The sequence below is a fragment of the Mesorhizobium sp. M1403 genome, from assembly GCF_040317695.1.
Taxonomy (GTDB): domain Bacteria; phylum Pseudomonadota; class Alphaproteobacteria; order Rhizobiales; family Rhizobiaceae; genus Mesorhizobium.
Genome location: NZ_JAMYKY010000003.1, coordinates 299626 through 316837, shown reverse-complemented (window position 1 = coordinate 316837; position 17212 = coordinate 299626). Strand labels below are relative to the sequence as shown.

16 protein-coding genes are annotated in these 17212 nt (G+C 62.3%); 7 read left to right on the top strand and 9 right to left on the bottom strand.

All coding sequences use genetic code 11. The features are described from left to right. From NKH01_RS09130 to NKH01_RS09110, 5 genes are all read right to left on the bottom strand, one after another. Positions 1-1065 carry an ABC transporter permease gene (locus tag NKH01_RS09130; protein ID WP_023720264.1) on the bottom strand — a complete coding sequence of 355 codons (1065 nt, stop codon included), beginning with the start codon at positions 1063-1065 and terminating at the stop codon, positions 1-3. Next, positions 1062-2606, bottom strand: coding sequence for a sugar ABC transporter ATP-binding protein (locus NKH01_RS09125; protein WP_023720263.1), 1545 nt, complete (start codon positions 2604-2606; stop codon positions 1062-1064). Before NKH01_RS09125 ends, NKH01_RS09130 begins: the two co-directional genes overlap by 4 nt. Continuing rightward, positions 2603-3256: a DUF2291 family protein gene (locus NKH01_RS09120; protein WP_023720262.1), complete on the bottom strand. Its 654-nt coding sequence runs from the start codon at positions 3254-3256 to the stop codon at positions 2603-2605. Before NKH01_RS09120 ends, NKH01_RS09125 begins: the two co-directional genes overlap by 4 nt. Before the next feature lie 113 nt (positions 3257-3369). Then, positions 3370-4311 carry a D-ribose ABC transporter substrate-binding protein gene (locus NKH01_RS09115; protein ID WP_023675475.1) on the bottom strand — a complete coding sequence of 314 codons (942 nt, stop codon included), beginning with the start codon at positions 4309-4311 and terminating at the stop codon, positions 3370-3372. A gap of 266 nt (positions 4312-4577) precedes the next feature. Continuing rightward, positions 4578-5405 carry a phosphogluconate dehydrogenase C-terminal domain-containing protein gene (locus tag NKH01_RS09110; RefSeq protein ID WP_352590675.1) on the bottom strand — a complete coding sequence of 276 codons (828 nt, stop codon included), beginning with the start codon at positions 5403-5405 and terminating at the stop codon, positions 4578-4580. Positions 5406-5745: 340 nt separating this feature from the next. Here NKH01_RS09110 and NKH01_RS09105 point away from each other — a divergent pair, with 340 nt between their 5' ends. From NKH01_RS09105 to NKH01_RS09095, 3 genes are all read left to right on the top strand, one after another. Next, positions 5746-6420 carry a DUF2161 domain-containing phosphodiesterase gene (locus NKH01_RS09105; protein WP_353020014.1) on the top strand — a complete coding sequence of 225 codons (675 nt, stop codon included), beginning with the start codon at positions 5746-5748 and terminating at the stop codon, positions 6418-6420. 146 nt (positions 6421-6566) lie between these two features. Beyond that, positions 6567-6992 carry a hypothetical protein gene (locus NKH01_RS09100; protein WP_352590670.1) on the top strand — a complete coding sequence of 142 codons (426 nt, stop codon included), beginning with the start codon at positions 6567-6569 and terminating at the stop codon, positions 6990-6992. Between the two features lie 67 nt (positions 6993-7059). Next, positions 7060-8250: an NADH-quinone oxidoreductase subunit D gene (locus NKH01_RS09095; RefSeq protein ID WP_353019984.1), complete on the top strand. Its 1191-nt coding sequence runs from the start codon at positions 7060-7062 to the stop codon at positions 8248-8250. A 353-nt stretch (positions 8251-8603) separates the two neighbouring features. Here NKH01_RS09095 and NKH01_RS09090 read toward each other — a convergent pair whose 3' ends face one another. Beyond that, a complete protein-coding gene (locus NKH01_RS09090) occupies positions 8604-9035 on the bottom strand; it encodes a hypothetical protein (RefSeq protein ID WP_023720256.1) in 432 nt (143 codons plus the stop codon). A gap of 272 nt (positions 9036-9307) precedes the next feature. Here NKH01_RS09090 and NKH01_RS09085 point away from each other — a divergent pair, with 272 nt between their 5' ends. From NKH01_RS09085 to NKH01_RS09075, 3 genes are all read left to right on the top strand, one after another. Then, entirely contained in the window at positions 9308-10483 is a 1176-nt protein-coding gene (locus NKH01_RS09085; protein WP_353019983.1) for an HlyD family secretion protein, read from the top strand. Continuing rightward, entirely contained in the window at positions 10480-12093 is a 1614-nt protein-coding gene (locus NKH01_RS09080; RefSeq protein ID WP_353019982.1) for a DHA2 family efflux MFS transporter permease subunit, read from the top strand. The genes NKH01_RS09085 and NKH01_RS09080 overlap by 4 nt, the downstream gene beginning before the upstream one ends. 91 nt (positions 12094-12184) lie before the next feature. After that, positions 12185-12364: a hypothetical protein gene (locus NKH01_RS09075; protein ID WP_084642803.1), complete on the top strand. Its 180-nt coding sequence runs from the start codon at positions 12185-12187 to the stop codon at positions 12362-12364. Between the two features lie 48 nt (positions 12365-12412). Here NKH01_RS09075 and NKH01_RS09070 read toward each other — a convergent pair whose 3' ends face one another. Together NKH01_RS09070 and NKH01_RS09065 are read right to left on the bottom strand one after the other, a co-directional pair. After that, positions 12413-13165 (bottom strand): metallophosphoesterase family protein, encoded by a 753-nt coding sequence (locus tag NKH01_RS09070; RefSeq protein ID WP_254817011.1) that lies wholly within the window; start codon positions 13163-13165, stop codon positions 12413-12415. Next, positions 13158-13970 carry a nucleotidyltransferase family protein gene (locus NKH01_RS09065; protein ID WP_023720252.1) on the bottom strand — a complete coding sequence of 271 codons (813 nt, stop codon included), beginning with the start codon at positions 13968-13970 and terminating at the stop codon, positions 13158-13160. The genes NKH01_RS09070 and NKH01_RS09065 overlap by 8 nt, the downstream gene beginning before the upstream one ends. 708 nt (positions 13971-14678) lie before the next feature. Between NKH01_RS09065 and NKH01_RS09060 the strand changes: the two genes are divergently transcribed. Beyond that, entirely contained in the window at positions 14679-15542 is an 864-nt protein-coding gene (locus tag NKH01_RS09060; RefSeq protein WP_353019980.1) for a hypothetical protein, read from the top strand. Between the two features lie 59 nt (positions 15543-15601). On the opposite strand, the gene amaB is transcribed toward NKH01_RS09060, so the two are convergent. Beyond that, positions 15602-17113: an L-piperidine-6-carboxylate dehydrogenase gene (amaB, locus tag NKH01_RS09055; protein WP_502912613.1), complete on the bottom strand. Its 1512-nt coding sequence runs from the start codon at positions 17111-17113 to the stop codon at positions 15602-15604. Between the last annotated feature and the right edge of the window lie 99 nt (positions 17114-17212).

The following is a 17212-nucleotide window of genomic DNA, read 5'->3' as shown; positions in this document are numbered from 1 at the left end:
TCAGCCGGCCTTTGCCATCTGCATCAGCGTCACCCGGCTCTGCAGCCGGCGCTGTGCCTGGTCGACGACGACGGCGACGATGATGACGAGGCCCTTGATCACCATCTGCCAGAACGAGCTCACCCCCATCATCACCAGCCCGTCCGAAAGAATGCCGATGACGAAGGCGCCGACAATGGTGCCGCCAATGGTGCCGCGTCCGCCCGACATCGAGGTGCCGCCGAGCACTGCCGCGGCAATGGCGTTGAGTTCGAAGCTCTCTCCGGTCGCCGGATGCGAGGCCATCAGTTCGGACGAGATGATCAGCCCGACGATCGCCGCGCAGAAACCGGAGAACATGTAGACGAACATCTTCACCATATTGACGCGGACGCCCGAAATCCGCGCCGCCCGCTCGTTGCCGCCAACGGCGAAAATGTGGCGGCCGAGCGGGGTGTACTTGGCGAGATAGGCGGCCCCTAATGCAACAACGAGCAAAATCCACAGCGCGACGGGCAGGCCGAGCAACCGGCCGGCGCCGAGAAAGCCGAATCCGGTGGTGCCAAGCTCCGGCTTGCCGACGAGATTGGGGAAGGTGCGCCCGTCGGACGACAGCAGCGCCAGGCCGCGCGCGACATAGAGCACGCCGAGCGTGGCGATGAACGGCGCAACGTTAAGCCTGGTGATCAGCAAGCCGTTGACGGCGCCGATCAATATGCCGACGGCAAGCGTGATCAGCGCGATCTCGAAGACGTTGAAATAGATGGTATAGCCGACCTGCAGGTCGATGCCGTTGAGCACGAGATAGCCGGCCACCATGCCGCACAGGCCGACGATCGAGCCGACCGACAGGTCGATGCCGCCGGTGATGATGACAAAGGTCATGCCCATTGCGAGGAATGCGTTCAGCGCCACGTGCTTCGACATCAGGATAAGATTGGCGGCCGAGAGGAAATTGGGGGCAGCTATCGAGAAGAACAACAGCACGGCGATCAGCGCGATGAACGTCCTCGCCTTCATCAGCGTCAGCAGGACCGAGCCGCTCGAAAGGGAGGTGACCGCCGCCTTGGCTGGAATGTCAGTCATGCGCCTTGCTCTCCGTGCGGGACCGGTCCGTGGCCGAGCGCCGAGGCAGCGACGATCGCGGCCTCTGTCGCCTCGGCGCGGTCGAACATACCAGTCAATTTTCCATTGCTCATCACCGCGATGCGGTCTGACAACGCCATCACCTCATCGAGATCCGAGGTGGCAAACAGGATCCCCAGGCCGTCGCGCGACAGCTTGCGCATGGTGCGGAACACGTCGGCCTTGGCGCCGACGTCGATGCCGCGGCTGGGCTCGTCCATCAGCAGCACCTTCGGTCCGGTGAGCAGCGCCTTGCCGATCACCACCTTCTGCTGGTTGCCGCCCGACAGCGACGAGACTTCCTGCGCCGGATCGGCGACCTTGATCGCCAATTCGCGCACGGTCTGGGCCACCGCCTGTCGTTCGGCGGCACCACGAATGTGGAACAGGCGCACGAAACGCGACAGGCTGGCCAGCGTCAGATTGCTGGCGACGGAGAGGGTCGACACCAGCCCTTCGCGCTGGCGGTCTTCGGGGATCAGCGCCAGGCCGCGGCGGATGCGTCGCGTCGTGTCCCGCTCGTGCACTTTTTTGCCGGCAATGAATATCGTTCCGGTCGAATGGCCGTGACGGCCCATGATGCAGTCGAACAGCTCGCTGCGTCCGGCTCCCATCAGGCCGTAGATGCCGAGGATTTCACCGGCGCGCAGCGACAGCGAGACGTGGTCGACCGCGAGCCCGCCGGTGACACGCGGCAAGCAAATGTCCTCGGCACGGAATATCTCTTCGCCCGGCACATGGCCGTCGGCCTTGGCGAAGTCCTTGGCGTCCGAGCCGATCATCTGCCGCACGATCCACTGGGTATCGACGTCTTTCATCTCCGCCTGGCCGGTGATGCGCCCATCGCGCAGCACGGTGATGGTGTCGCCGATGCGGATCAGTTCCTCGAGCCGATGCGAGATGTAGACGATTGCCACGCCGCGCGCCTTGAGGTCGGCAATCACCTTGAACAGGATCTCGACTTCCGCCGCGCTGAGCGCCGAGGTTGGTTCGTCCATAATCAGGATGCGCGCATCGAGCGAAACCGCCTTGGCGATCTCGACCAGTTGTTGCTGGCCGATGCGCAGATCCTCGACCAGCATGTCGGGCCGGATGCCGGCTTCCAGGCGTTCAAGGAACTCCGCCGCGCGGCGCTCCTGCTCTTTGCGGTCGATCTTGCGGAAGCGGTTGGTGATCTCGCGGGTGGCGAAAATATTTTCGGCGACAGTCAGATTGCCGAACAGGTTCAGCTCCTGGAACACCATGCCGATGCCGCGATTCACCGCATCCCCGGATGACGAGAAGGAAACCTCCTCGCCGTCCAGCAGAATGCGCCCGAGTGTCGGCTGCTCGACGCCCGCGATGATCTTCATCAGCGTCGATTTGCCGGCTCCGTTTTCGCCGACCAGCACGTTGACCGCGCCCTTGCGCACCTCGAAATTCGCGCGCTTGACCGCGACGGTGCCGGAATAGACCTTCGAGACATCCTCCAGCTTCAGGATGACATCTTGATCGCCGCTCATGGCTTCGGCCCGATCTCTGCCTCCGCCGGCGTCACCAGCGGCAGGTCCTGGCCACTGCCCGGCGTATAGGCGCCGAGGATCTTGACGCTGCGGCCCTCGAGTGCCTCGCGCGGCAGCTTGGAAAGTACGGTCTTGTCGGCATAGGCGTTGAACGACTTGCCGAACTGGGCGAAGTCGATCTGATTGGTGAAATCGTTGAACTGGATGAAGTCGAGGCTGTCGCGCAGGGCGGTCCCACGCATGGCGGGGCCGATCTGCACCCGCGCATCGGCCTTGCCGTCGCCGTCGGCATCGACATCCATCGTCGCCGCACGTGACTGTGTGTTGGCTGCAACGACCTTGCCCTCGAGCCGAACGGCGAAGGTCCACGGCGAATTCGCCTGCTTTTTCGGGTTGCCGTATTTGGCGCCGGCAGCGGCGGGATCGGCCTTGGCCAAGGCATGCACCTCGGGAAACGGCCCGGCCTTCTGCTGCAGATAGGGTATCACTTTCGCCGCCCAGATGTCCTCGACCATCTTGTCGGGATTGAACGCGGAGCCAGTGCCGCCGTTTTCCGCCGACGGCGTCGGCAAGATCTTGCAGGCGGTCAGGCTGACTATTGCTGCGAGGAACAACGCGACAAAGATCGGCCGGGTCAGCGTGTTGAACATGTCGGCTCGTTCGGCATGGCGGTGAGGAGCACCCAGAGAAATGGAAGCAAGGGCGAAATGGAAGCAAGGGACGAACCGGAGGCTCGTCCCTTGCTGCCTGATGTTACGCCGGCTCAGTTGGTGAGCGCGAACGTCTCGAGCTTGGCGGCATTGTCGCCATTGACCAGGACGCAGTCCATCAGCTGCTTTTCTTCGGCGGGAGACTTCTTGTTCTTGATGAAGTCGTTGGCCTGCTCGACCGCCATCTGCGCCTGCGCGAAGGCCGGCTGCAGGACCGTCGCCTTGATGCCGCCGGAGGTGATCGAGTCGCGCACGTCGTTCGACCCGTCGAAGCCGACGACTATGACGTCCTTGCGGCCGGCAGCGGCGAGTGCCGCATAGGCGCCCATCGCCATCGTGTCGTTGCCGGAGATCACGCCCTTGATATCGGGATTGGCCTGGAGGATCGACTCCATCTTTGAATAGGCCTCGGTCTGGCTCCAATTGGCCGACTGCTGCGCCACCATCTTCAAGTCTGGATAGTCGTCGATGACGTCGTGGTAACCCTTGGAGCGGATGCCGGCATTGGTGTCGGATTCCTTGCCGACGAGCTCGACGAAATTACCCTTCTCGCCCATCAGCTTGACGAATTCCTGGGCGCCGAGCTGGGCGCCCTGATAGTTGTTGGAGACGATCTGCGCGACGGCAACGCCGGTGGCATTGATCTCGCGATCGATCAGGAATGAAGGAACACCTGCGTCCTTGGCCTTCTGCACGGCGGCAACGGTGGCGTCGGCGCCGGCATTATCGAGGATGATTGCCTTGGCGCCGCGGCCGATCGCCGTGTCGATAAGTTCGGACTGCTTGTTGGCGTCGTCGTCATGGACGAGCACCAGCGCCTCGTAGCCGAGTTCCTTGGCCTTGGCCTCTGCGCCGACAGCTTCCGCCTTGAAGAACGGATTGTCATGCGAGGGCGTGATGATGGCGATCAGATCCGCCGCATAGGCGGGTGCGGCCGTGCCAAGCGCCAGCATGCCGGCGAAAGCCGCAAGCGTCATTCTGCGTGTCAGTTTCATGTATTCCTCCCGTTGAAAACCCGTGCCTTGATCCCAAGGCTATATGCATTCAATTCGTTAGCCAGCGCGGATCGCGGATCGCGTCAGGTTCACAAGCCCTTTGCCGGCTTCACCTCGATCGATCGTCTCCCCGCTATCCTCCACTCGTCCCAGGCCCTGAGCTTGCTGCGAAGCTTGACGGTCCGAGCCATCGAACAGCTAAGCTAACTGGTATGATGAGTCAATGACAATTTCAGGTGATATGTTCCGGAAGACGCGTCGCGCCCTCAGGTGATGCGCTGAATGCTCGCGGCAATCTCCTCCGGCTCGAACACCCGCTTCCAGTCATCGCGCATCAGCACCGGCTTGCCGAACTCTATCGCCTTGTTGCAGGCGTCGGAGAACACGCCTTTGGTCTCGCCGAAGATGACGGCGCCAAGCACGTTCATATGGCCAAGCAGGAAGTCGAGCGCCGCCTGCTTGTCGACCCCGCGCGCCACCACCTCGTCGACGGCCTCCTTCATGACGACGAGCAGCGAAGCGCATACCGTTTCCGAAAGGCCGGGCTCGAGCAGCGCCATCTGATCGACAGTGACGCGATGCGAGCGCATGACCGGGGCCCAGATGATCTTGGCGATCGCCTCACCCTTGGCGAAATCTTCCTCCGGCCCCTGCATCAAGGCGCTGACCATGTGCTGCTTGGCCTTGACGCCGCCGAAATAGTCCTTCTTGGCCGCCATGTCGGTCTCGTCGTTGAAGATCGGCGGATGGCACGGGTGGGTGACGAAATAGGTCAGGTCAGGTCGCTGCGGCAAATGCCCGGCGAAAGGTGCCGCGGCGTCGAGCACGACGACCATCGTGCCTGATGCAAGCTTGCTCTCGATGCTCGCCGCGACCTTGCCGATATGCGTATCCGGCACCGCCAGGATCACCACATCAGCGCCATCAAGCGCCTCATCGGCGCTGACGGCATCGATGCCGAGGCCCGATTTAAGCCGCTCGCGGCCGGCGTCGCTAACCTCGACATGGCGTACCGTATAGGGAGACCCGCGAAAATTGGTCGACAGGCGGTAACCCATTTTGCCGCCAGCACCAAACAGCGCAATCGTTGTCATTGTCCGTTACTCCTGATTTCCAACGACGGCCCTGCCGATCGTCATCCCATTGACTTGTATGCACATTGCCGCCGGCTGGCGGATTAGAAAAGGCGGGGAGCCGCCGCTCAAATGACGATGCCCTGGACGATGTCTCGGGCGCTCGGATGTCCAGCACAGCGCAGCTATGCGAAGCATGCTATCTCAGGTACACATTATACCAGCATACCAAATTGGCAAGCGGCCGTGGCACGGCTCTGAGCACTTGCTTGGCCGTCGTTTACCTCCTGTTCAATGGCAAAGAGCGATCATCGCGCTGAACCGCCAATCGGGCGGGATGATTCGCAGCGAACAAAGGCCCATGCTCGAGACTTCACTCTACAGCCCGGTCAAGGCCTTCCTCGAAGGCCTGGATTTCATGGTCAAGGGCGAGATCGGCGGCTGCGATCTGCTGGCGCTGAGTGCCGACTCTCCACCGATCGTCGTCATCTGCGAGCTGAAGCTGAAGTTCAATCTCGAGCTGGTCCTCCAGGGCGTCGACCGTATGGCGGTGAGCGACGAGGTCTGGCTCGCAGCATGCATGTCGGGCCGTGGCAAAGGCCGTGAGAGCGACGTGAGATACCGCAATCTCTGCCGTCGCCTCGGCTTTGGCCTGCTTGGCGTGCGGACGAACGGCGAGGTTCAGGTCCTGCTCAGCCCGACGGCATTGGCTCCGCGTAGGGATTCCCGGCGCCGCTCGAAACTAATCGACGAACATCGGCGTCGGCAGGGCGATCCTGTCGCCGGCGGCGGCTCGCGTGCGCCGATCATGACCGCCTATCGCCAGCAGGCCCTGGCATGCGCCGCAGCACTCGCAGACGGCCCAAAGCGGCCGCGTGACTTGAAGCCCAACCTGCCGAACGCGCCCAAAATCCTGCTGCACAACGTGTATCGCTGGTTCGCGCGCACCGATCGCGGGATCTACGAACTGACCGCTCAGGGTCGTGAAGCATTGCAGCGCTGGCCGCAGCCTCATCGCAGCCACACCGCTGCCTGAGACAGGCAACGCCGGATTTCGCGCTCGCTTCCGCGACAATCACGGCTTCGGCAAGACAGCAAACCTCCGTGACGGAACCATATTTCGACACGATGGTTGTGTCGTCACCGAATTGATCGTCCCTGAGCAAAACGGAAGGAAAGGCCATGCGGCTATCGACGACAATTGCCACACTCTCGGCACTGGCTCTCGCCTCGCCGGTCTATGCGCAATCCGTGGGACCAGAGCTTGCCCCTGTCCCGCCGACGGCCCCGCAAACCCTGCCAGAGCAAGCCACGCCCGAAGAGGCCACTCCCGACCAGGCTACACCTGACCAAGCCTTCTCCGCGCAGAATTTCACCGCAGTGACAATCGTGGCGATGGAGGATCTGCCTCCTGACATCAAGGCACAGGCGGAGGCCGTCGTCACCCAGACCAGCGCCGAGGATTTGCGTATCCTGCAAAGTTCGATCGACGCATCGCCGCAGGCGGCATCGGCACTGGCGGCGAACGGGCTTAATTCCACGCAGGTCGTGGCCGCCAATATCGACGGCGACGGCACGCTGACGCTGATCATCCAGACGACGACGTGAGCGGCTGAAAGCGGACAAGCCGGTTCCGGCATGGAACCGAAGCCCGCCTGGATCGCGGAGGACTGTCATGGCCGAGGCTGCAGTTCGCAACTTCACCATCAATTTCGGGCCACAACATCCCTCCGCTCACGGCGTCCTGCGGCTGGTGCTCGAACTCGACGGCGAGATCGTGGAACGCGCCGATCCCCACATCGGCCTGCTGCACCGCGGCACCGAAAAGCTCATCGAGTACAAGAACTACCTGCAGGCCTTGCCCTATTTCGACCGGCTCGACTACGTCGCGCCGATGAACCAGGAGCACGCATTCTGTCTCGCCGCCGAGAAGCTCCTTGAAATATCGGTTCCGAAACGCGGGCAGCTCATTCGCGTGCTTTTCTGCGAAATAGGCCGGCTCCTGTCGCACCTCCTCAACGTCACCACGCAAGCTATGGACATCGGCGCGCTGACGCCGCCGCTCTGGGGTTTCGCCGAGCGCGAGAAGCTGATGGTCTTTTACGAGCGCGCGTCCGGCGCCCGCATGCACGCGAATTATTTCAGGGTCGGCGGCGTGCATCAGGATCTGCCGCCGGAGCTCCTCGACGACATCTGGAAGTTCTGCGATCCGTTCCTCAAGGTCTGCGACAATCTCGAAGGGCTGTTGACCGAGAACCGCATCTTCAAGCAGCGCAATGTCGATGTCGGCGTGATCGGCCTCGATGATGCCTGGGCCTGGGGCTTTTCCGGCGTGATGGTGCGTGGATCGGGCGCCTCCTGGGACCTGCGCAAGGCGCAGCCATACGAATGCTATTCGGAGATGGATTTCGATATCCCGGTCGGCAAGCATGGCGACTGCTACGACCGCTATCTCGTACGCATGGAGGAAATGCGCCAGTCGGTCCGGATCATGCGGCAATGCCTGGAAAAGTTGCGCTCGCCCGAAGGTCAGGGGCCGGTCGCGATCCCGAACCGCAAGATCACGCCGCCGCCGCGTGCCACGATGAAGCGCTCGATGGAAGCGACGATCCACCACTTCAAACTTTATACAGAAGGCATTCGCGTGCCGCGCGGTGAAGTCTATGCCGCCGTCGAGGCGCCGAAGGGCGAGTTCGGCGTCTACCTCGTATCGGACGGAGGCAACATTCCCTACCGATGCAAGATCCGCGCACCTTCCTTCGCCCACCTGCAGGCGATGGATTTCCTATCCCGAGGCCATATGATTGCCGATGTTGCCGCGATCATCGGCTCGCTCGACATCGTATTTGGAGAGATCGACCGCTAAAGTGGGTCGAAGGGTATTTGGAGAGATCGACCGCTAGAGCGGATCGAAGGGTGTTTGGAGAGATCGGCCGCTCACCAGGTCGAAGGATCTTCCACGATCGCGGGATTGTTCGTCCCTAGCCAGATCGCACATGCCTGGACGGCGCTCGAACGCCCGTCGGACGAAGGCTCTCAATTGCGGCGGGCCAACTCAAATTCTCGCATCAAAGACGGACGCATGGCCGCGACAAGGCGCAGCCAAGCGTCAAGGAGTTTCACAATCTGCGCGGCCTGACGGGGCACGAGTCCTTCCAAGTCCGGAAGCGCTCCCCGCAGCGCGGAAAGAACGCGTGTTCCGCCGTTCCTCGTATCGCGTCAATGCACGATCAAGCCCTTCATCCAGGCAACAAATCTGTTGCCGCGAACTATCCCGCGCACCCTGGCAGCGGCCCATCGCGCTTGCATCGTGGCGCCAACGTGGCAATGGCAAACGATTTGGTGCAACTGCCGGTCGCTCAGTTCGAAGAAGCGCTTTGCCTCACCATAGGTATCGTCGTTCAAGCCCATGGCACGCAGAACCGGATCCTCGAAAGCGACAGTGAGCGGCGTCCCAGCGCCACGCGATCTGTCGCGCGCTTCCCTGTTCATATATTCGGTGCCTGGAAGCGCCCCAAGGCATCGCGTCGGGTTTTGCTCGAGAAGTTCTGCCCAACGTTCAATCCGCTGGTTTCGGCTCATCGCCGGATACGCCGCGAAGGACTCAACTTCCGCGACGGCATGCAGTTGGTCGAGTGTTTGATGTTTCATGGTCGGCTCCTGTCGACAGGTGAATTCGCCCACGCCTATATGAGCAATTATCGCGCCGTGGAGCGCTGACAAGGCCGGATCACCGCAACATGAGGCGTACGGATCACCTGCCCGGTGAAGCGGCGCTCGGTTCCAACGCGCCGGCGCCGCTCAGTGGGTTCGACGTCGCCCCGTTAACCGAACCCATTCCGGGCAGGAACCTTTGCGGAAGCTCGCGGTTTGGCTTTGCGTCCGCCCCGGCGGCTGCAATATCAGTCTTGAAAGCCATTCCGTTGGACACGAAGCCTCAAAGCGTCGAACAAGACGTCGAGCCTGTAAATGAAACTCGGGAGCAACCGGCCCGGGTTCGAGAATCTCGTGAGCGATCGGCAGAGCCGCGGCAGGAAAAGCCCGACGGGGATGCCTCGCAACGAAAGGCCGGTCTGCTCGGCTTTCCCAAGCGCCATCCCTATGCGACGGCGGCGGTTGCGCTTGCGCTGTTGCTCGTCGCGGCAGGCGTCGTGATCTGGTGGCTGAACGCTCGCCAGTACGAGTCGACCGACGACGCCTTCATCGACGCCCGCACAGTGACGATCGGCGCCCAAATCGCCGGCCGTATCACCGAGCTGGCGGTGACCGACAATCAGCACGTGCAGGCGGGTGATGTCCTCCTGCGCATCGACGACAGCGATTATCAGGCAAATCTGAAGCAGGCCGATGCCGGCGTCGCCGCGGCCGAGGCCGAAATCGTCAATGTCACCGCCCAGATCGAGGCCCAAAACGCAAAGGTGAATGCTGCCCAGAGGCAGGTTGCACAGGCCAAGGCAGCGCTGGATTTCGCCAAGGCCGAGGATCAACGCAATCGCGAACTCCTGGCCAAGGGCACGGCAACGCAGCAGCAGGCGCAGCAAGCGGCATCGACGCTGCGTCAGGATCAGGCCGCGCTGGACAGCGCCGAGGCCAATGTCGCCTCGGCAAAAAGCCAGGTTTCGGTCTTGCAGGCACAGGCCAGGAGCGCCGAGGCGCAGCTCGAACAGGCCAAAGCCAGCCAGGAGCAAGCCCGCACGACGCTGTCGCGCACGACCATCACAGCACCCGCAGCCGGGCGGGCAACGAGCATTTCGGCCGCTGACGGCACCTACGCCCAACCCGGCCAGGTATTGATGATGTTCGTTCCCGACGAGGTCTGGGTGAGGGCCAATTTCAAGGAGACGCAGCTCGACCTGATGCTGCAGGGACAACCGGTCGACATCGATATCGACGCGTACCCGAACAAGTCCTTCCATGGCCGCGTCGACAGCATCCAGGCCGGCAGCGGCACCGCCTTCAGCCTCCTGCCGGCTGAAAATGCCACCGGCAACTACGTCAAGGTGGTGCAGCGCGTGCCGGTCAAGATCGTCTTCGACAAGCCGCCCGATGTGCTTCTCGGCCCAGGGCTGTCGGTGGTGCCGACGGTCAAGGTGCAATGAGCGGCGAAGCAGCCAGAAATCAGGGGGAAAGCCGATCCGCCGCCGGGACACACAATCCCTGGCTCATCGCCATTGTCGTTTCCATCGCCACGTTCATGCTGGTGCTGGACACCTCGATCGCCAATGTCGCCCTGCGCAACATCGCCGGCAGCCTGGCGGCCGGAATGGACGAAAGCACCTGGGTCATTACCACCTATCTTGTGGCCAACTCGGTGATCATCCCGGTCAGCGGCTGGCTGGCAAGCGTCATCGGCCGCAAGCGCTACTACATGCTTTGCGTGGCGACCTTCACCGTCGCGTCGCTGCTGTGCGGACTGGCGCCCAACCTGGAACTGCTCATCCTGTTCAGGATCCTTCAGGGCCTCGGCGGCGGCGGCATGGCGCCAAGCGAGCAATCGATCCTTGCCGATACCTTTCCGCCGGAAAAGCGCTCGCAAGCCTTCGCGCTTTACGGCATTGCCGTCATCGTCGCACCAACGGTCGGGCCGACGATCGGCGGCTGGCTGACGGACCATTTCTCCTGGCACTGGATCTTCTTCATCAACATGCCGTTCGGCATCCTGTCGCTGGCACTGGTGCAATGGCTGTTGGTCGAACCGGACGTACTCGAACGCGAACGCAAGGAACGGCTGAAAGGCGGCCTGAAGATCGACGGGGTCGGATTCATCCTGGTGGCTACCGCACTGGGGTGCCTCGAGATCTTCCTCGACCGAGGCCAGCGCTACGATTGGTTCGCCTCGAATTTCATTACGACTTTCGCAGTGATTTCCGCGATCGCGTTCCTGCTGCTTATCCCATGGGAAATCAGTCGCAGCGATCCGGTCGTCGACATGCGCCTATTGTTCACGCGCCAGTTCGGCACGGCCTTCCTGGTTATGATGGCGGTCGGTGCTATCCTGTTCAGCACCACCCAGATCGTGCCGCAGCTGCAGCAGACGACATTTGCCTACACCGCGACGCTGTCGGGCCTTTCGATGATGCCGGGCGGCATCGCCATGCTGATCTTGATGCCGGTGTCCGGATTTGTAGGCAGCATCGTGCAGCCCAAATACCTGATCATGGTGGGCATGTCGGTGGTCGCAGTCGCGCTTTGGCACATGACCTCGCTTACCCCGGACGCCAGCTTCCGCTTCTTTGCTTTTGCCCGTGTCTTCCTGATGGTCGGGCTGCCGTTCCTGTTCATTCCCATCTCGACCGCGGCCTATGTCGGCCTGCCCCCGCAACAGACCAACCAGGCATCGGCGCTGATCAACGTTGCACGCAATATCGGCGGCAGCATCGGCGTCTCGCTGTCCAACACCGTCATTGCGCAAAGCTCCCAGATCCATCAATCGAATCTGGTTGGCCACACCGTGCAATCGTCGCCCGCCTATCAGCAGGTGCTTCGGCAGGCGACCGAGCATTTCGTCGCCCAGGGTTCGCCGCTGGTCCAGGCGAAGCAGCAGGCGATCGGCTGGCTCGGCCAGTTGATCGCCCGCCAGGCCACGCTGCTCGCCTACGTCGATGTCTTCCGCTATTGCGCGGTGACAACCGCCCTGCTCGTTCCGCTTGCCCTGCTGCTGCGGTCAGGCAAGTCGGGCAGCAGACACGAGAATCCGGAGATGGGCTGACCCGCAGGCGCGACGGTGTGGTTCCAAAAACGAGGAAGCCGGGAACCAGCTGACCCATTGCGTTGTTCTGCGCCAAGAGGAGATGATCACGATGGCCACTATTCCCACACCCGAGCCAACACCGACCCCGGTACCACCGCCTCCCATCCCCGATCCCAAGCCCGTGCGTGAGCCGGACCCCGACAGGCTCCCCGACGAGGACCCCATTCCCAATCCGGATGAAAACGATATTCCGCCGAAGCGGATGTCTTTCAGCCGGCAGTTGCCGTGATCGTTCTGCAGCCTGTCTGGCGATTGCTTGCGCCAGCGGCGCCGCCTGTCAGATTTCGAGCATGGCGTACGGGCGACCGGTCGGCTTGGCGACATGCATGGCAACGTTATAGACCGACGCTCCACCCGGCGTGCGGCCCTCGTAGGCGCCACGATGCGCATGGCCATGCACCACCGCGCTGACCTGGAACCGGTCTATTGTCTCGGCCAGGCGTGACGAACCGAGAAACGGGAAGATCTCCAGCGGCTCGCCTTCGACCGTCTCGACGACAGGCGCGTAGTGCAGAACGACAAGCGTGCGTTTGGCGCGAACCTGCCGCATCGCGTTTTCAAGCCGCATCGCTTCGTTCACGCTTTCCGCCACCATCGACTTGATCGCCGGTTCGCCAAAGGAGCCGAGCATGCGCGATCCAAAACCGCCAACGAAACCCTTGACCCCAACGAACCCGACCTCGTGAATCTCCGTCGCCTCGCCGTCGAGGAGATGAACGCCCGCCTGACGCAAAATGTCGGTGACCTGCTCGACGGCGCCTGACTCATAGTCGTGGTTGCCAAGTACGGCGACGACCGGGATCGTGCAGGCACGCAGTTCCTCGGCAAGGATTTCGGCCTCCCGAGGCTTGCCGAGATTGGTAAGGTCGCCGGTCAGCACGAGAACCTGGGCTTCGCGCGACATCTCGCCGAAAAGATCGCGGTACGACGCCTGGTCCTCTTTGCCGACATGCAGATCGCCGATGGCGGCGACCTTGAGTGTGCCGCCGTTTTCGGCCTTTGCCGAAGCAGATTCGAGCTCGTCAGCCATCGCTATATTCTCCTTCACCGCCGACGTCGGCAAAGCCCCATTGCTTGACGTCGATCTCATAGTCGGTTCGTGAAAGCATGCGCCCGCGGCAGATCCGCATCCGGGAAGGCGGCAATTCGCGTTGCTTGGCCAGCCGGTCGAGCAACTCGTCGAGCAGCCACGCGGGCACACGGTCTCGCTCCGTCGGATAGATCCATCGGAAGTTCAAGAGATGCATCAGCAAGACTTCCCAATGAACTTCCATGTAGGAAAGCAGCCTTTGCCAGTCGATCTGGTCGTGCGCCTTGAGGATGGTGTGCGCGACGTCGGCGCCATCATGGCGTCCGCGGTCCTGGATGAAGCATTTGGACCAGATAAGCTCGGTTGGGCCGATGATCCGCACGTGGCTGCCCAGCAATTCGGCCTGGCGAGCATGCTCCAGCCACTGGTCGTCGACAGGCATTGTGCCGTTCATCGAGGTGAAGATGACGTCGAAAAAATGCGTGCCCCTGAACACCTTGCCGAGCCACCGGTCGTCCTCGACCACGACCGCATAGCCGATCTGCTTGAAATGGGCGAGGATGCGCGGGCAGTCGCCGGCCTTGCAGAAAATGTCGAGATCCTTGGTCGGGCGGATGATCCCGGTATAGGCGCTTACGGCATAGGTGCCGGCGACGAGAAAGGGGATGCCCGTCGCGACAAGCTCGCGGATCGCTTCGATATAAAAGACCTCCGCTTCGGCATTGCGAGGCGTCGGGGCGGCTTTTGGATCGACCGACGGAACGGATGCCGGGATGGCGCTTTCCGGTGGGGGATTGATGATCATAGCAAATGGCTCCTGGCCCGGCAGACCAGCAGCCGCCTGTATCTAATAGCCAAGCATGCCCGATGGTTCCCGCCGCTGCGTGCCACCGCCGCTCTCGCCTGCTGCATCAGGCGAACACGCCGCGGTGGCGGGCCTTCAAAGCGGTCATGGCTCTCGGCCGCGGCGGCAGCCATAAAGAGACATGTGAGCGGTTATTTTTGGCGTCAAGATCGCAGCGCGCTTCGGCCTCAAGCGCGTCGAGGCGTAGTGGGCCCGCTATCATTCTCGGGTCCGGAAAGGATTGGTTTCAACATGGTTCCCGAGCTGTCGGAGGCGCTGCGCACCCGGCGTAACAGCCACTTGAGCGCCCGTAGCCAAACCGACTCTGTTTTCCGGAACGCTGCAGGCGGCGTGGCGAAAAGGCCATTCTCCATTTTGTAGTTCCTCACTGTCTCAGTCCAATCAGCGTTCTTCAACGAGCAAAACTTGTGTTGGTTCCGTGTCGCCATCGGCGGAGCACGTGCTGGACAGGCGAAGCCATCATTGGTGGGTTCAAGCAGGCTAGCCTCCTGCCGCGAGATCAGGGGCCTCGGCGATCAAGTCGCGGAATTCAGCCACTAGCCGGCAGGATTCAGCTCTTATCCTGATGCGCCGGCGCTGGACACGACCCGCGAAGGCTGAAATTGTGATCGGTATTTCCAGTTGCAAACTTGGTTGGGCTCGGCGGGGATGGCGCTGGTTTCTGAAGACATTGCCCGCCATCCGGCACTGCGTCGCCACGTCCAGGCTCAGTCGCGGACGCTTCTCCAAACCTATGAAGCGAACCCGCGGCTGGCCTCCGTATTCGCCGCGCAACAGCGTTGGCTGATGGCCCATATCGGCCTTGGCTTGTATTTCAATCGAGAGCCGGACGATCATCGCAAGGGACTTACGTCTGCACGGTTCATGGACAACATCTGCCGGCATTCGGTGGCCAGCCGCAACACCGCCGACGCCTTCCTGAAGGAGATGCTGCATTACGGTTTCATTCGGCATCTGCCGATCAAATACGGGCGCATCCGCCCCTTTGAGCCGACCGCGGGCACTCTGGAGACGGTTGCCGGCTGGGTCATGGCGCATCTGAAAACGCTGGACAGCCTGGACAATGGATTTCGACTGGCTGCATTCGTCGCACAACCGGACCTGCTCGCCAAACTGCAGCCGCTGGTGGCCGACGGCCTGCTTTCGTCGCATGCCGTGCGGGAGCCGAGACAGACCTTTTCCTTGTTCACCTGGCTCGACAATGGCGGCATCGTCATGGATTGGCTGATGTCTGGCGTCGATCCCGATCATGCCGACCTGGACCGAATTCCGACCGGTGTCGTCTCAATCGGAGATTTCGCGAGCTGGCTCAAGCTTTCCCGGACCCACCTGTCACGCAAATTGCGCGATGCCGAGGAACTCGGCAGCATTGGCTGGTTGGGCCAGCGGGGTCACTCGGTCATGTGGGTTTCGAGCGAGTTCTATCAGGAATACATGACTGCCCAGGCGGTCAAGCTCGCCATCATCGATGCAGCCTTCGACAATTGTGTTGTAACTTCCGAAGCCAGCTGAACGGCGAGCCAAACGCCGTCGTGGCGGCTTTGGCGCCGCCACCACGACGGTCTGGCATTTCAATCGATGTCGAACGACACGCCCTGCGCAAGCGGCAGCGCCTTGGAGTAGTTCACCGTATTGGTAGCGCGGCGCATATAGGCCTTCCAGGCATCCGAGCCCGACTCGCGGCCGCCGCCGGTTTCCTTCTCGCCACCGAAGGCGCCGCCGATCTCGGCCCCCGAAGTGCCGATATTGACGTTGGCAATGCCGCAGTCCGAACCGTCGACGCCGAGGAAACGCTCGGATTCCTGCAGGTCGCGGGTGAAGATGGACGAGGAAAGCCCCGCGCCGACCGCATTGTGCTCATAGAGCACGGCGTCGAAATCCGAATATTTCATCACATAGAGGATCGGCGCGAAGGTCTCCTCCGTCACCGGCGAAACTTGGCGCGGCATTTCGACCAGCGCCGGACGCACATAGTAGGCCTCCGCATGGCCGTTCTCGACCCGCATTCCGCCGGTTATCTTACCGCCATGCGAAGCCGCGTCCTCCAACGCCTTCTGCATGTTCTCGTAGGCAGCCTTGTCGATCAGCGGGCCGACGAGAGCGCTTGTCTCCAGCGGATTGCCGACCGAGACGCTTTCATAGGCCTTCTTCAGGCGCGGAACGAGGTGATCATAGACGCTTTCATGCACGAACAGGCGCCTGAGCGTCGTGCAGCGCTGGCCGGCCGTGCCCATGGCGCCGAAGGCGATGGCGCGCAGCGCCATGTCGAGATCGGCCGTCGGGCAGACGATGCCGGCGTTGTTGCCGCCGAGCTCAAGCACGGCACGGGCAAAGCGCTTGGCCAGCCGTGGGCCGACATCCCTGCCCATGCGCGTCGAACCGGTGGCGGAGACCAACGGCACCTTCGGATGGTCGACCAGGATCTCGCCGACGGCGCGATCGCCGATCAGCACGGGCGCCAGCCCTTCCGGCGCATCGCCGAAACGCTTTGCCGCGCGCTTGAAGATCGCTTCGCAGGCGAGCGCCGTCAGCGGTGTCTTCTCGGACGGCTTCCACACCACCGCGTCGCCGCAGACCAGCGCCAGCGCTGCATTCCACGACCAGACCGCCACCGGGAAATTGAAGGCCGAAATGACGCCGACGACGCCGAGCGGATGCCAGGTCTCCATCATGCGGTGGCCGGGGCGCTCGGTGGCGATGGTCAGGCCGTACAATTGCCGGGAGAGACCGACGGCGAAATCGCAGATGTCGATCATCTCCTGCACTTCGCCAAGACCCTCGGATGGAATCTTGCCGACTTCGATCGAGACCAACCGGCCAAGCTCGGCCTTGTGTGTGCGCAATTCCTCGCCGAGCAGCCGCACCAGTTCGCCGCGCTTGGGAGCTGGTACCTGCCGCCACGCCAGGAAAGCTTTATGGGCATTGTCGATGGTCGTTGCCGCGTCGGCCGGCGAGATGGTTTTCAGCGCGGCGATCTGCTCGCCGGTCACCGGGCTACGCACGATGAGATCGCCGCCTGTAAGCGCGCCCTCGGCAACACCCAGTTTCGCCAGAAGCCCGGCCGTTTCCTTCGCAATCGTCATTTTCATCCCTTTCAGATCCCGCCGCTCATATGGCGTCGGTCAAGGCCTTGTGCCACGCCGTCTCTGTGCTGGTCGGCACATCAGGCACTGTCATGGCGT